Below are 16,254 nucleotides of genomic sequence, written 5' to 3'. Positions count from 1 at the left end.
GTTCGTCTTTGCCTTTTCGGGCAAGCTCTACGTACCAGTTTTCGACGAACTCCAGAAGCAATGCGGCCTGTTTCTCCTTTGGCGCATCAATCGCTTTAAGCAATCTGGCATAAGGCTTCATGTGCAGCAGAGCAGACCCTACTTTGCGTTCGGGTTGGCGGCTAGCGATGATCCTATCAAGCAACTCATCCTCTCCTTCACCTCCAATCAAAACTAGCAGGCGCTGCCATTGGTCGTCAGGTATTTCAAGCGCAAGAGCCAGACCAACCAACCAGAAGCACCAGTTGTAGTGATTAAGATTTGACAGGTCAAAGATCCAATCCCGGCAGGTTTCCAGGTTGTGTTCACGGCAGATATCGTCAGACAGCTGATTGGAGGATTCCCAGGCGTCTAGAAGGTCAGGAAAATATTCGACAAGCAATGGTATTTCATCACCACGAGAGTAACGCCGGAGAAGCAATCGCATACCATCCCTTGATAGGTCCAACGAAAACTGGGGATCATATACCGGATTCTTGCTAGGCTCTTCTAGTAGGCTGCCGGCTCTCAAGATCCATTCCTGATCTTTCAAAACTCGCTCATTCCAATAGCTTAACTCACCTATAGACGCCCGAATCACGGTTTTGCCCCAGTATAATTAATACTTAGATCAAGCAAACTAGACTCTCCAACACTCACTGGTTTTCCGAGAGCATCAAGCACCTGGATTTCTGTCACACCATCCCTCCTTGTCGTCACCACCCAGGTCTCAGTACGCCCTAATTTAGTTGATGCCAGAACATCCCTTGCATTATCAACCCCAACCGCTTTCTCCAGCCGCCCCGACCCCAACGTCCAAGCCTCACTGCCCTGCCGCCCATCATTGGTCTTGCCCAAGGCCGAAGCACCCGTCTTTCTGGAATCTATGGAATCTATGGGGTCAGACTCGATTGATATTCAGCGCAACGACTATGCACCAATAATTTTCCTATATGACTCAGACTTCCGATCCCCACCTCTTGCTTTTGGACTAGCACTGCGATTCAACTTCTTTTCGATTTTATCCTTAAATTTAGAACTACCTAGCACCCAAGCCTTATTAGTTGCCTCTCTTATCTCATCCAGCGTTTTAACTGAAATGTGCGACCTAAATAGTTGCCGATAAGCGGCTTGACGCTCACCATCCGTCTTTCCGAGTGCATTATAAAGCGAATGATGAACAATAAGAGGGTTAGACTCTCCAACTGCATTATGCCTATAGCTCGACCACGGATACTCACTGGGATGAGCAACCATATCCTTCGCTCGAACCGGGTTCAGCTCAATATAGCGATAACAGGTCAACGCATAATGGTCACTGTCGATTAGCGTCGCCTTGTAGCGCCCCTCCCACAATGTGCCTGTTCGACTATGTGTGTGATTGAAGTACTGAACATAATAGCGGCCCAACATCTGCATCGCCTTTGACAAACTATCCTCTTTCCAAGGCGTGATCAAAAGATGCACATGATTTGTCATCAGCACATAAGCATGCAAATCACAGTGATGCTTTTCACATGCCAACTTGAGTTTCTCTAGGTAAAACTGGTAATCCTCATCCCCATAGAATATGGGATCACGATTATTACCACGAACAATGACATGCTGCGGGTGACCAACTAAAACAAAACGGGGTTGACGTGCCATAGAATTCTGTCAATTAATTTGGAATCGACATATCATACCAGAAAACAGTAAATCGATCGAGTCTGACCCCATTGAATTCATTGATCTTCACCGCAGAGAAAGGCGCGCCGAACGCAGCGTGAGACGCAGTGGTAATAAGGGGTATCGTCGAGGCTGACGAGAGATTTCCTGGGGCGTGGCATGAATCACTCCTTGATACATGCGGTTTCCTTTATGTTCTCCATTATGGCCGGTGGGATTGTTTTGTCAATGGGTGGGTGTCCCAGACCGCCATTTCTACAGATAGTTGAATGTGGATGATCAGTGAAGTGAAAAACTTCAATTATTCAGACCATCCTTAGATATAGCCGTTATTCCTCAAAATATTTAGTTCCTTCATGGAGCGCTCATAATTCCGACCACTTTTAGGTGGCATTGAAAATATTCCAGCTTCTCTACTCTCAATAGAAGCTTTTTTTGCCATCATTTTCCAATAACTCAGTGTACTTAAACCTAAACCTTTCCAATCGACTGTTTCTAACAAGTTAGCCTTTACAACCACCTGATGATTTCGATTTATTTTAACTCTATCAACAGGAAACCCTGTAATGCTAACCTCTCCGTCATATTCTGATATGTCTAAAAAATTATTTTGTTTATTTCTTATTGAAGGGATTCCATCTTGCGGCCTAATCCATATCATCTTTGGCATGCTAGATCCTGCAATTTTCACATTATCTAAAACTGCTTCAGCGCTTATATGCATTGCATTGCCACAATTAAAATCTATAAAAGTGACATTTTTCAAAACCGTTCCTTTCATGATCGAAAAATCACCATCAATTACCTTACAACCTACAAACGAACAATTTTCGATCGTGATAGACGTTCCCTCTTTAGGATTCACGATAAAACTCTTGAAGTTTTCTTTATCAAAAATTCTATCTACTAAACTAAAATTCCCATCGAACTCACTTATCATTTCACTATTTATCGATTCTATTGTCATTAACATTTACCTAATTATTCTCTAACCAGCCTATGAACTTATACCCTAAATCATTTGGGATCGAATCATAAGTAATTACCGTGTTTACCTCTGGTCTCGTTTGATGCTTAAAAATAGAGGTTGTGCTACTACCTGTAATATCAAATCCAAATCCATCAGGATTAATAAAATCTTGAGGTGCATTTGTTCGTTCCGTCCATTTCATTCCTTCAAAAACACTGTCAGGTCTACTTTGCGCGACCCTCACCTGCCTAGCAACTCTAGTTTCTACCGCTGTTCCGAAAAACAATTGCATAGTCCAAGGATTTTCAACGATTGCATCAATTTGATTTGGTGATAACTCAGAAAACAATGCATTAAAGTCATTAACCAAATCATGTCTCGCCTGATTAGTCAGTTTAGCCAACTCTCGTTGCTGAGTAAGAGTTGTAGCTTCAAACAATACTCGTACGTCTGCCTTCCCCCAAGTATCCCCAACCAACCCCCTCCAATCAACCAGATTAAACTTGTCCGCAGCTGAACCAGCGACGTTTTTAATACTGGTTACCAGGGCCTTTGATCCGGATACAGCCAACTTCGACCCGGCAATCACCACTTTGCCTCCGGTAATCGCCAGCGCTCCCGCACCGGTAATCGTAAATGCCCCCGAGGTATAGAGCTCGGCACGTTTCTGATGGGCCAGATCAGTCTGTCCACTCTTTTCCAAGCGATCAATCTCATCCAGTTTGGTCTTGATGGCTTTCTCTGTATTGTCCACCGGGTGTGCAAGGAATGCTTTGGTCGCAGCGGCAAGCTGCACCAACATCGCTTGCGATTGTTCGTCTCCGAGCGCGGCATTACCTGCCAACAAACCCAGGTCTAGGGTTCCTTCGATGCCTGCGCCGATACTTGTGCCTACACCCTTAACGGTGTTGTAGATCTCCGGATTTGCGGCACGTTGCCTGTAGGTAAAGAGTTGCTCTGCCAGTTGGGTCGATTCGGTTTTCTGGCGACTGAGCATCGACAACGGCCCGGCAGCCAGGTACCCCTCTCTAAACGCCTGCATCTGTCCAATAACCTGACCACAAGCCGCACTGGTTGGGAGTGCACAAACAATACGTGCGTACTCATCCCGGTGGCGGTCTAGTCCCTCAAGCGCTTTGATCTCTGCGCGTACTGCATCGATATTGCAATCGGCTTCACAGGTGAGGAGATGCTTTTTCAGTTCATTGAGGCGCGTAGCCTCAAGATGGCTGAGATAGTTGTTGACTGTCTGCCCCATGGAGGCAAGCGCACCCGGTTGCCCACCAACCAATCCACCCACACCTGCACTGGCCGCTATCAGGATCGCCTTGCGCGTCTCTTTCGACACACCGCTCTTCTCAAGCAAACCATCAATATGCGGAATGGCGCTGGCCGTTATCCCTGCACCGACCACACCCTCCAATCCATTTCCTAACCCACCAACAAAGGCATGCAGGGCAATGCGTAGATGGCCGTTCTCTTTCCAGTTGGCTTCAATCCGATCAGCTTCTGCATTTAGTGTATCGCGCTCTGAGGCTTCGGCACTGTCCGCACGATGACGCAGCTCATTGGCCGCTTTTAGTTGGCTGTCGGCGTAATCTCCAATCGCTTTTGGGCCTTCCTCACTCAGCAGTTGCGTAAACTCAACCTCCTCCTGCATCTGCTGAACCATCTCTTCACTAAAAATCCGCCCCAGCACTTGATGGGCCTCTTCCCGGCTTCGCTTGATCTCATCCAGACTCTGGCCGGGGTTGGAACGCACGGTGATATCGCCATCACTGATGGCGGCGTAGGTGGTGTTTTGGGCTTCTCCACTGTCGTCTGAGAAGCCGCCGCCGAGGCCGCCACTGGTGCTGAAGCTGATACTCTTCGATTCGACGTCGTATTTGGCATGGTTGTCGATGGCGTTGTAACTCAGGGTGTCTGTACTGAAGCGGTTGTAGTCGGGCTCAGCTTCGCTGACGATGGCACCGCCTTGCAGGTCGGTGTGTTGGGCGACCTGGACATCAAAGCCGCCTTCTCCGGCGAACAGGCCAGACTGTTCCTGTACTGCAACGTAGTCTGAGTCGGCCTTGAGTTTGCTGGCGTTAATGCTGACACTCATTCTTCCGTAGCCAATACCGATACGCCCACCAATTGATTGAGTACGCTTTTTGAAGTGTTCTTTATCCTGTTGACTGATGATGTTGAGATCACCGCCACTGTTCACCTCAATGCGTTTGGCGTTGACTTGTGCCCCTTGTAAGGTGGTATCGCTAGCGGAGATGAGGGTGGCCTTTTCTTTGGCGTTTATGAGTGTTTCGAGGTAGCGGTCATCACTTTGGTTGACTAGGCCACGGGAACGACTCCCCTCAACAAAGAACAACAGCCCATCGCTACCGATGGAGATACCTATGCCTGAGCTTTTGCTTTTGCTGGTCTCGGTGTAGTCGTTATGGTTTTCTGCGCTGGTCAGATTGAGTTCGTTCGCTGCGTTCAGTGTGATCTGATCCGCTTCCAGCAGGGCACCTCGCAGATTGATATCACCACCGCTGAGCTCTTCTTCCGGGCTGCCCGGATTTTCAGTACCCGAGCGTCCCCGCGCGGTAATCTGAATCTGTTGATCGGCGATCAGGCTGCTACCCAGTGCGGTCTGGCTGCGTTGGCTGATCTGCTGTTCACTGGCACTACTGCCAAGACTGAGGCTGAGGTTGATGCCACTGCTGGGCCGTACCTCCTCGCCATCGACCGAGCTCGGCTGGGTCGGGTTCGCGATATCCTGATCCAGGTGATCGAGTTTGTCGAACTGATCGGGCAGATTCTTGGCAATACGCCCAATACGCCAGGCGTGCAGCGCCTTGAGGCGACTATCTTCCGTACTGTCGATACGTTCCACACTGCTCTTTATAGTCTGCAGGGTGTCGACGATTCCACCGGAGATTGCCAGGGTAAGGCCACTCTGTTTGAACTTGTGCGCTTCCTGCCGGCCCAGGGTGTCATCAGCGCTGTCGAGGGTGATGTTGGCCCCTTCGACGTGGATGTTGCCCTGGCGGGCCAGCAGGTCGGAGGCTTTGACCGTGACATCCTGTCCGGCGTTGAGGGTCACATCACCATTCAGGGCACCGACGGTGCTACTGACCTGGGTGACTTGGCGCTGCTCCACCTGGTCGCTTTTCTGCATCTTACCGATGGTGATGCCAAAGCCGCTACCGCCGGTGAGCAGGCCGGATCTCTTTTTCTGATGGTAGCTATAACTGTCGCTGGTCTGCTGCCCGCTCTGGATAGTGAGATCACCCCCGGCGTTGAGATTGACCGACTCGGTGGCCACCACCTGCGAACCGGACACAGTCAGATTCTGACCCGCCTGCAGGGTGATATCCTGGGCGCTGAGCAGGCTGCCCTGTACCGAACGAGTGGTTGATCGTGACTCGTCGATCGTGGTTTTGGATGAGAGGAAACCCTTGGAGTTAATCACTTGACGGCGAGCGTTGTGATCCGTGTTGATGCCGTGGTCGATGGCGATATTGCCTTCGGCCAGTGCCCGCAGATGGCCGTTGCTGCTGATCTGCGCAGCGCGGGCGGTGAGGTCTTTGCCGGCGCTGAAGGTCAGGTCGCCTTCGGTCTGGATGGCGGTGCCGATCTCACGCTGCAGATCCTCGGTGCGGTAGTTGCGGCTGTCCCAGACCATGGCATCGCGCATCCGGGTCTGGGTGGTCTCCAGCTGCAGGTTACGACCGGCGCTGAGTTCAGTGGTACCGTTTTCACCTTCGTTGATGACGGCTGCACTGGTCAGGGTCAGATCGCGACCGGCTGAAGCGGCCAGTTGCCCTTCGGGGTTGAGCACCTGCAGGGTGCCGATGCCATCCAGATGAATGCGCTCGAACTGGCTGTCACCCACTTGGTTAAAACCTTCGCGGGTGGCGGCCCGCACGGTGAAGTCGCGCCCGGCCTGGACCACCAGCCGATCACGGCCCTGCATCAGGCCCGCCTGGTTATCGATATCCTGAGTGGCGCTCAGCTCCGTTGAGCGTGCGCTGAAGCTACCGCGCCGGTTGTGGATATTGACGGCACTCAGGTTGAGACGGTCCACCGCCTGCACGGAGCCCTGGTTGAGCAAGTCGCCACTCAGGTTGAGGGCCACCTGTTCGCCGCCCAGCAGGGCACCCTGGCCGTTGATGTCGCCCGGCTCCAGCACGGCGTAGAGTTGCGGTACCAGCACGCTGTGTCGACTGCCATCACTCAGCACCACGGTCTGCTCCACCAGCCACACCAGGTCACTGGTGAGGTGCGCCATCTGTTCGGTGGTGAGGGCCAGGCCCGGTGTCAGGTCATAGGCGAGTGCGAAGGTCACACCGGCGTTCATGAGCGCCTTGAACTGCTCTTCGTCACTCTGGTAACCGGCCAGGTAACGCTGCCCGGTGAGCTGGGTAATTTGCTGCTGCACTAACCGCTGTTCGTAGAAGCCATCGCCCAGGCGTTTCATGACGTTGGCCGGATCAAGACCCAGTTGGTCCAGCATGTAGTTGGAGCTGAGCCAGTGGCGATAGTCGGCGAAGCGCGGATCGGTCTCGATCAGCACCGAGTGTTGGGGGCTGGTCTGGTAGTTGAACAGCGCATTGTTGGGCAGCTGAACCAGCAGCCCGCCACTGCGTACCACCTGAGGACTGTTCGTCCCGGACTGGTTAACAGCCTGCGCGGTAAGCTGTAGCGACTGCTGCGGGCCCGGGGTCTGGTTCATGCCCTGGGCGCTGTCGGTATTGCTGTCGGCCGATGCGAGGGTGGGATGGGTGCTGTCCGGCTGATGCGCCGTCAGCCCCGGATCATTGACCGATACACTGCCCTGCTGCTCCACCCGCGCCAGAGTGACCGGAATGGTGGTGATCTGTGCCGGCGGCTGGTAGGGGGTGTAGGGGGTATAGCGGCGGCACTTGCTCTTGCCCAGTCTACAATACTCAATCCAGCTGAAACGCTCCTGCCCCACATCCTCCTGACGTTTCTCCAGCGTGGCATTCAGGTTATCCACCTGCACGGCATTCAGAGTCAGGGTACCACCGGCCAGGATATGGCTCTTATCATTGGTGATCTGATCAATGTTCAGCGTCATATCGCCGGCGGAAAGCAGACGTCCGGGATCACTGGCGCCGATCACCTCTTCATATCCATTACGCAGGTAGGTGCGCTCGTAATAATCCTCGCTGTTAACCCAGCGCAACTCTCGATGGTATTCATCAACCAGGGTGTGCAGGGTGTCGATCCGGAACACCGTGTCCTGGTTGAGCAACTGAGTGGCCGTGATGGCCAGCTTGCCCAGGGTCTCGATACCGGCACTGCGATTGTTCAGCTGCCCCGCCTTGCCGGTGGCGCGGTCATTGGCATCCAGCATGCCACCGATGCGCAGGTCGCCGGCGCTGAAGATCAAGGCACCATTGCGGTTCTCGAGGGTGGTGATGCCCAGATCCAGATCGCCCCGTGAGGCAATCACGGCGGCGCGCTGGTTGTGATCACGGTTGTTCAGCGTGGCGGCCTGAATGGCCAGTTGATTACCGTAGATACGACCCGTGCCGAAGTTATCCAAGGTACCGGCGACAATACGGGTCTGGCTACCGTCGATCAGCCCCTGGTTGCTCAGGGTGCCATTGGCCTGGATGAAGTTGATGGGAGCGCTGATCTCCGACCCGGCCAGGTTATCGATATTCACGGCAGCCAGGGTCAGGGTGCCGGCAGCGGCCAGCTTGCCGCTGTTGCTCAGGTCACCGGCCAGGGCGATGTTCAGATCACCGTTGGTGATGAGATCGCCCTGATGGCTCAGGCCACCCGACAGGGAGAGATTGATATCGCCCAGGGCCAGTAGCTCACCATCACCCTGGATGCTGTAGCTGCTGAGTTGCAGCTGTGTGCCGGAGACCAAGCGGCCCTGCTGGTTCTGTACCCGCAGGGTGCGCTGGCTTTGGCTGTCGCTGACCTGCAATGCCTGTTGTGAAGAGAGCAGACCGTTGCGGTTATCCAGCTGGCCGTTGCCGCGCAGGGTCAGTTGCCGATTGGCCAGCAGCCGCCCCTGACGATTGTCCAGATTGACAAAGGCGAGATCGATGCGCTCCGCCTGCAATCCCTGGCGGCCGGTCTGGGTATTGGCATTGACCAGGTCGGTGGCGGTCAGGGTGAGTTGATCACCCGACTGCACACTGCCGCGCGTGTTATCCAGGCGGGCGGTAGTCACCAGCAGTGTCTGGCCGGCGGAGAGCTGGCCATCCACATTGTCGAGCCGGTTGTTGGCTGTGATCTGCAGGGCCTGGTCGACCAGCAGACGACCGGCGTCGTTCTGCAGTCGGCTGACACTGACGGTAGCGCTCTTTGCCTGCAACCCCTGGACACCCGATTGCGTGCTGCGGTTATCCAGCACATCGGCCTGCAGCGTCAGTTGCGCTTCGCTTAGCAGGGAGCCGGCCTGATTGTTCAGCGTACCGCTCAGGTTCAGGTTCTGGTTCCCCTTCGACTGCACGGCTCCCTGACGGTTATCGAGGCTGGCGCCGGTGAGGCCAAGCTGCTGTTCACTCAGCAGCACCCCTTGGCTGCGGTTATCCACAGCAGCCGCCTGAATAGCCAGTGCGCCGCTGGCGCCCAGATAGCCCGCCTGGTTATTCAGATCACCGCTGCGCAGGGTGAGCGTTCCCTGGCTGTTGAGTCCACCGCTGGTTGCGGTGGCGCTGTTGTCCAGTCGCTGCCCATGGGTATCCACGACCATGGCGCTGCCGGACTGCAACAAACCACCCTGGTTGTTCAGGGCACCGCTGTTCACGGTCAAGGTCTGATCAGCGACCACCTTGCCTGCCTGGTTGTCGAACGCTTGTTGCTGGGTATCGACCACCACGAAATCACCCAGCAGCTCGCCCTGCTGGTTATCGAGGATGCCACTGGTCAGTTGCAATGCATTGCCCGACTCGATGCGTCCCTGCCCGTTCTGCAGTAGGCCACCGCTGGTCAGGGTCAGATCATCCTGGCGTGCGGCCATCAGGCCGTTACGATTATCCACCGACACGGCCTGCACCGACGCGCCGGCATTGGCCACCAGGCTGCCACGCTGATGACTGAACTGACCGGCCTGAATAGCCATGACTTGTGCCGAGGTAGTGGCATCATCCAGGGTCAAGGTGGTGGCGCTGATGGTCAGCTGGCCGTTGCTGGCCAGCGTGCCCGCACTGCCCTGCAGGGTGGTGAACTGAAGGCCCAAAGTGCCAGTTCCCGCATGCGCCAGACTGCCCAGGCTGTTGTCAAGACGGCCAGACTGCACCGCCAGATTTTGGCTGTTGGACGCAATGAGGCCGCGCTGGTTATCCAGCGTACCGGCCACCGTGACTCGGCTATCGGCACTATCCGTATTGACCAATTCGCTGTCGACATTGGAGAGCTGGCCAACGCTGATCTGCAGTTGGCCGGCACTGATCTTTCCACGGCTATTGTCGAGGGTCTGGGTGGCATGGGTGTCGGCGGTGATTGCCAACCGATCGTCGGCATACAGTTCGCCGGCTTTGTTACTGATATCGCCCTGGCTGGCCTGCAGCTGAATAGCACCAGCCCGGGTCTGGCCATTGTCGAGCGTGAGGCTGGTGGCCTGCAGCGTGAGCTGCTCGGCAGCCGACTGCCGTCCTTGCCCCAAAAACGCACCATTGACGTTCACCCGCAGTGAACCGGTGCTGCCCTGGGTGCCGTCTACCTCGATACCAGCCGCCAGCACTGCCCCGGTCTGGTTGTCGAGCCGTGCACCGGTCTGCTGCACGATGATCTGCAGGTCATGACCGCTGCTGATGACCCCGCCCAGGCCCTGGCTATCCTGCCGGTTGGTGAGGCCCGTTCCCGCGTTGAGTACGGCATCGTGCACCGCATAGAGCGTGCCCTGGTTATCGAAGGTCGCCTGGGTGGTCAGCTGCAGATCACGCTCGGCCGAGAGTATGCCTGAGTTGTCGATATCATCGGTCATTTGCAGGTGCAGATCCTGGGCGGCAAGTACACCCTGATTTTCCAAACGACCATCAGCACTCAGTTGCAGTTGTCCTGCCGGTGCGCCGATCTGTCCGGCATTGCGCACGCCGACACCGTTCTCGGTACCCACCAGGGTGATCTTCCCGGCGTACATGCCACCGAGTGCTTTGACATCCAGGGCAAAGGCGGGTGCCATTCCGCTGCCGGCTTTTGTCTGCTGTAGAGAACCATCCACTGCCACCCGGTTACTACCGGTGACCAGATTCAGTTCATTGGCCCAGATACCGGCATTGACGATCACAGCGCGAGCCAGCAGATCGGTGTAATCACTCTGCCGACCATCCAGGCCATCACCCTCGATACGGATCTCACCCGCATTAATATCAAACCCACTCAGGCTGCCGTTGTCGAACTGCGGCCGGCCGGTGGTCAGGGTGGAACGGGTGGCATTGATGAAGCCGCAACCGGAACAGGTGATACCGGCGGGATTGGCGACAATCACCTGGGCACGGTCACCGGCCACCTCCAGATAGCCACGCAGCACCGAAGGATCGGCCGAGTTCACCTCATTGAGAATGATACGCGCCGTGCCGCCCACCAGACTGGGATTGCCATTGACCCAACCCGCCAGGTTGGTCTTGACCGGCACCCGGGCGTTGTTGAGCACCGCACCGCTGGTGTCCACATCGAAGCGCTGATAGATGTTGTGCGATACGCCGCTGGCACCGGGCCGCTGGATGTTCACCTGGGTGACGCCGTTGGCCGCCTGCGTCACTTCGGGGCGCTGGCCCGCAGCGGCGGTGGGATCGGCCATAATCTCCGCTTGCAGTGGTTGTGCAACCAGCAGGCCACCCCAGCCCGCCAGCAGTGCCAGGCGCAGCGGTCGCATCACACACTGCAGACTCCTGCCATCGCTCCGCTTTGGCGTTGAGCCCACCACCGGCGAGGCCGCCTTGCCGCACGCTTTGACGATTTCAGCCACGGCCATCCAGAGGCCACGGGCTTTGTTGAAGACCAGACGGTAGCGGTGCTTGTTCATCCTTGATGTCCTGTGTTGACGGTTCGTGCAAAGGTGTTCATGCCGGGGAGGGGCAGAGGGCGGGCGGCAAAGTAGGCGCGCGCTTCATCACGCGTTACCTTGCGGCCGCGATGTTGCAGTATCCGCGCACGGCAGCCACTGGCGTTGCGCGAAAGCAGGCGGATACAGCTATGAGGAAACAACGCTTCATCCAGCAGATAGCGCATACGGCGGCTATGACCAAAGGGTGCTACCCAGTCGATCAGCCACGCGCGATCACCGCTGTTCCAATCCGCTTCCTCAAACAGCCGGTCGGGGTCGGCCAACCAGCGCTGTTCGGCGGCCACATCAAAATAGGCCCAGCTGAAGAAAAACACTGGTTTTCCGGCCTCGAACGCCAGCACGTACTGGCCCTGGCGAATAACGGGCAGCAGCATCTGGTTGAGATGATGTAGCGTCATCAGCCGGTGACGATTTGAGTGCATCCAAAGCCAGACAGACGCCCCCAGCACTTCGGCTTCGTTGACCACATCGCCCCGTTGGGGCATGACGATTCGCAGTTCCTTCTGTTTCATTGTCATATCACCATTGCCAGTTCAGGCTGAAGCCGAAGCTGGTGTTGTCGGTGCGAAAACGCGACGGTTTGTACAGCGGCGTACCGGCGAACAGCTCGTAAGAGAGCTTTTGCCAGTTGCCGCGTGCACCGATCACCGCGCCGGCCAGGGATTGGCCGGATAAATACTCACTACCACGACCTGAGACGCGCCCGATATCCAGACCAAGAAACAGTTCGGACTGCTGGCGCGGTATCTGCCATGCCAGTTCATTGCTCAGATACCAGCCATTGTCCGCCGCCAGCGTTGACTGGCCATCGAAGCCGCGCACCGTCCAACGGTTGCCAATGGCGAACTGATCCGGAGGCGTCAACGCGGCTTGTGCCACTTGGCCTCTAAGCCTGCCGCGATAACGGAAGCGTTGCTGCTGCCACTCAAACGGCAGGGAGAGATCAAGCCGTGCCTGCCAGAACGCGGCGCGCGCCGAGGCCCCACCACTCGCCTCTTCCGCTGCCGGCTCGGCATCCAATCCCTTGAGGCCTGTGCGGTAACTGAGCCCCCAGTCCAGGGTGGCCTGTCCAATAAACTGCCGATGCCGGATGCCCAGCTCGGCGTAGGTGGTGCGGCGACGTTGCAGAGCAATCTCAATGTCGTCAATGAAGTTACTGCTGGCACGACGACCGAGTTGGAACTTCAGCGTGGTGCGGCCCTTGGCGTCACGATAGATCACCCGATCGATATCCAGCGTGACGGTGCGGCTCTCACCGCGGTACTCGTAATCCACCACCCCACCCGAGACGGTCTGGTGATAACCGTATTGACTCAGGTTGAGACCAAACAGCCAGTAGCCGTAGGGAATCGAGTAGTGGAGTTGAACGCTGTCACTGCCCAGTGGGCCTGGGTTAAGCACATCCATGCCACGGGAGAGATAGAACAGATCGCCCTTGCCCAGGGGGTTGTCCAGAAACAGTGTTGTGGCCGCCTGTTTTTTACCCGTCGACTCTGAACCTGAATCATCCAGCGATACAGAGACCCGCCACGTCTTCTCCTGCTTCCAACTGACCAGCAGATCACTTTCACCCGGCAGTTCCCCTGGGACCAGTTTGAAGCTCGCTTCGGTACCCGGTAGCCGCTGCAGGTTTTCTAGTCCCTGCTCCAGGTCACGCAGATCCAGCAGTTCATTGGGCTCAGCCGGAAGCAGACTGGCCAGATCCAATTGCCTGTCTCCGCTATCGGTCAACTGAATCCGACCGACACGACCGCTTACGACCCTTAATTCCAGTTCTCCCTGACTCAGATCCTGTGGTGCGGCAAGCACACGGGTGGTTACATACCCCGCATCGACCAAGCGGTTCTGCATCTGTCCCATCAACAGATTGATTCCGGCCACTCCCAGACACGCCCCCTCACCCTGACGGGCAATAGGTCCGAGTAATGTATCCAAGGTTTCCTCATCACTCAGTAACACTACCCGGCTTATTGGGAAACAGGGCGTCTCATCCGGAAACACAATCACCGACCCGCTGGGTGTTGAGAGCAATCGGGCATCAGGTGCTGATGGGTGCCGCTGTTGACGCAGTGCCTGATCACGTTGTTGCTGCTGTTGCAGCTCACGAGCTATCGCACCGGGATCGGAGAGATCAGCGAAAAGCACATGGCAAAAGCCACCCAGTATCAGGGCGACAATTAAACGCTGTTGTAATAGAAAACGATCCGACAACACACCTATCCCTGCCAGTTAATTATTCAAGACGCACAAATCCCACACCGCCTGTTGAGAGAGGCAGCTTCTGGTTATCCAGTTGAGATACAAAGCATGCACGGGGTTTGGGTTATGATAGGCAACTGCAGAGAACTCTATACCTATCGACACGCTGGATGAGAATTATATTCAGTGGAAATACGAAGTAAAGTTCGTAGATTAGTTCTTATCGGAACTGTCTAGCAGCTCACATTTCAGGAATTATCAGATTATTCCTCAAAAGGCGGATAGAGGCATTATGTCCAAACCATTAGCTGTTACCGAACAGAAACTGAGCACTCGCTGGCTCAATCTCAGCACATTGCAGTGGGGTACCGGAAACTGCCGCAAAGTACTCGCCTTGCATGGCTGGCTGGACAATGCCGCCAGTTTTTTGCCGCTGGCCGAGCATTTGGAAGATGTAGAGCTGGTCACTTTGGATCTACCCGGACACGGCCACTCTGACCATCGCTCACCCGGGCAACACTATCATTTTGTTGATTTTGTAGCGGATGTCATTGCGGCTGCGGACGCACTAGGATGGGAGCAGTTTATTCTGCTCGGCCATTCCATGGGGGCGGGTATCGCCTCATTGATAGCCGCCAGCTTTCCTGAGCGCATTGAGAAGCTGATCCTGATTGAAGGTCTGGGTCCCTGGGGTGAGAATCCAGCAAAGGCCCCCGTGCACCTGGCAGAAGCGACCCATCAGATTTTGAGCCTCAATCCCAAACAGACTCACCATTATAAAAAGCTGGAAGATGCCGTTGCTGCCCGAATGAAAACGGGCGGCATCAGTGAGCGGTCCGCACAATTGCTGGTTACCAGAAATACCATCCAGGACGACAAGGGCATCAGCTGGAGAACTGATCCCCGACTCAGGATACGTTCTCCTATCTATATTACCGAAGAGCAGGCACAAGCCTTTTTGAAAGGCATCACCGCGCCAACACTGTTTATTCGTGATTGCGAGCGCGAAGTACCCAAGCATTACAATTGGAAGGAGCGGAAAAAGTTGATCAAAGAACTGCAGGTGGTACTGCTAACAGGGGGCCATCACCTGCATATGGAGAATCCACAAGCAACGGCAGATGTCATTAACACGTTTTTGAAAAACTGACAGGTTACATATCACCGGAGGGAATAGTCTGGCGAGGTAAGTTGAGGTCATTGACCACCCAGCGCCATACAATAATCAGAGCAAGCAGCGAAACGGCTATAGAGATATTAAACACAACCGTCGCTCCGGCATCTTCCCAGAGGTAGCCACTCAACACGGTTCCCAAGGCGCCGCCAAAACCGAAACTTAGACTGCTGTAGAGCGCCTGCCCCCTACCCTGATGACGCCCGGTGAAGTAATGATGCACAAGATGTATCGCAGCCGCATGGAATGTTCCAAACGTCGCGGCATGCAGGGTCTGCGCAAAAAACAGGATCACCAGTGAATCATTGAAGTGTCCAATCAGATACCAGCGCAATGCGGCCAGCAGCAGACTCAGCATCAGTACATTACGGGCACCCATTGTTTTCAGTAACCGATGCATGAAGATAAACACAATCACTTCAGCAATAACACCCAATGCCCAGAGCTGACCAATCACTGTTTTGCTGTAACCCAGCTCTTCCATGTAGATGGAGTAGAAACCGTAATAGACACCGTGCCCGGCCTGAAGTAGAAAGCAAGCGACCAGAAAGGCCATGACGCTGGGTTTTAGTAATACGGAGATAATGCCCGGCTGTTCAACCGGATGCGGCTTTTGTGTGGGGTCCGCAATCAGCAGACTGGTAAACCAGATCACACCATAGATTGAAAACAGGACAGGCAATACGGCTGCTGGCCCCTGAAGATCGACCAATAAACCCAGCACCAAGACCGTGGCAATAAAGCCGACAGAACCCCATAAGCGTATCTGTGCATAGCGGGTAATATCGTCTCCCAGGTAGCAGAGCACCACCGCCTCAAACTGTGGTAATACGGCATTCCAGAAAAAACTGAACAGCACCATGGCCAGACCGAGTTCCCAGAAACCTTGTAACCAGAACACGGAGACAAAGATGATACTGGTCAGCAATGCACCCAGACGCACAATCGCCATCCGATAGCCGAGATGATCTCCTAGCCAACCCCAAACAAAGGGGGCGACAAACTTGGTTACCATGGGGATAGCCATCAACTGGCCAATTTGTAACGCGCTAAAACCAAGGCTCTTGAGATAGAGCCCCCAGTAAGGCACCAGCACGCCCAGGGCTGCAAAATAGAAAAAATAGAAGCCCGACAGGCGCCAGTATGGCATAGCGTTCAATGCAGTATTGCAATCAAAAAAGGCGACAG

General features: G+C 55.0%; 9 protein-coding genes and 1 pseudogene. 1 reads left to right on the top strand and 9 read right to left on the bottom strand.

From position 1 onward, the window contains the following. The 8 genes and pseudogenes from FHP88_RS14715 to FHP88_RS14685 form a co-directional block, all read right to left on the bottom strand. On the bottom strand, positions 1-619 hold a 619-nt coding region (locus FHP88_RS14715), incomplete at its 3' end, for a PoNe immunity protein domain-containing protein (protein WP_144359847.1). Further along, entirely contained in the window at positions 616-876 is a 261-nt protein-coding gene (locus FHP88_RS19195) for a hypothetical protein (RefSeq protein ID WP_186297742.1), read from the bottom strand. The genes FHP88_RS14715 and FHP88_RS19195, both read right to left, overlap by 4 nt. A 72-nt stretch (positions 877-948) precedes the next feature. Continuing rightward, the gene (locus FHP88_RS14710) at positions 949-1,665 is read right to left on the bottom strand and encodes a transposase (RefSeq protein WP_144359846.1); all 717 of its coding nucleotides are present in this window, start codon (positions 1,663-1,665) and stop codon (positions 949-951) included. A gap of 83 nt (positions 1,666-1,748) precedes the next feature. Then, positions 1,749-1,847, bottom strand: a pseudogene (locus tag FHP88_RS19395) (transposase); the annotation flags it as partial. A gap of 155 nt (positions 1,848-2,002) precedes the next feature. Continuing rightward, complete coding sequence (locus tag FHP88_RS14700) at positions 2,003-2,653, bottom strand: hypothetical protein (protein WP_144359845.1); 651 nt, start codon at positions 2,651-2,653, stop codon at positions 2,003-2,005. A 10-nt stretch (positions 2,654-2,663) separates the two neighbouring features. Next, positions 2,664-11,651: a hemagglutinin repeat-containing protein gene (locus tag FHP88_RS14695; protein ID WP_144359844.1), complete on the bottom strand. Its 8,988-nt coding sequence runs from the start codon at positions 11,649-11,651 to the stop codon at positions 2,664-2,666. Beyond that, positions 11,648-12,205, bottom strand: coding sequence for a toxin-activating lysine-acyltransferase (locus tag FHP88_RS14690; RefSeq protein ID WP_144359843.1), 558 nt, complete (start codon positions 12,203-12,205; stop codon positions 11,648-11,650). Before FHP88_RS14690 ends, FHP88_RS14695 begins: the two co-directional genes overlap by 4 nt. A gap of 7 nt (positions 12,206-12,212) precedes the next feature. Next, complete coding sequence (locus FHP88_RS14685) at positions 12,213-13,904, bottom strand: ShlB/FhaC/HecB family hemolysin secretion/activation protein (RefSeq protein WP_144359842.1); 1,692 nt, start codon at positions 13,902-13,904, stop codon at positions 12,213-12,215. A gap of 280 nt (positions 13,905-14,184) precedes the next feature. Here FHP88_RS14685 and FHP88_RS14680 point away from each other — a divergent pair, with 280 nt between their 5' ends. Further along, positions 14,185-15,042: an alpha/beta fold hydrolase gene (locus tag FHP88_RS14680; RefSeq protein ID WP_144359841.1), complete on the top strand. Its 858-nt coding sequence runs from the start codon at positions 14,185-14,187 to the stop codon at positions 15,040-15,042. A 4-nt stretch (positions 15,043-15,046) separates the two neighbouring features. Here the strand turns inward: FHP88_RS14680 and FHP88_RS14675 are convergent, their stop codons facing one another. Next, positions 15,047-16,216 (bottom strand): MFS transporter, encoded by a 1,170-nt coding sequence (locus FHP88_RS14675; RefSeq protein ID WP_144359840.1) that lies wholly within the window; start codon positions 16,214-16,216, stop codon positions 15,047-15,049. Positions 16,217-16,254 lie beyond the last annotated feature (38 nt).

Origin of the sequence: Sedimenticola selenatireducens (genome assembly GCF_007625115.1) — a bacterium.
Taxonomy (GTDB): domain Bacteria; phylum Pseudomonadota; class Gammaproteobacteria; order Chromatiales; family Chromatiaceae; genus Sedimenticola; species Sedimenticola selenatireducens_A.
Note: the sequence above shows the minus strand (reverse complement) of the source record. Positions and strands in the feature narration are given on the sequence as shown.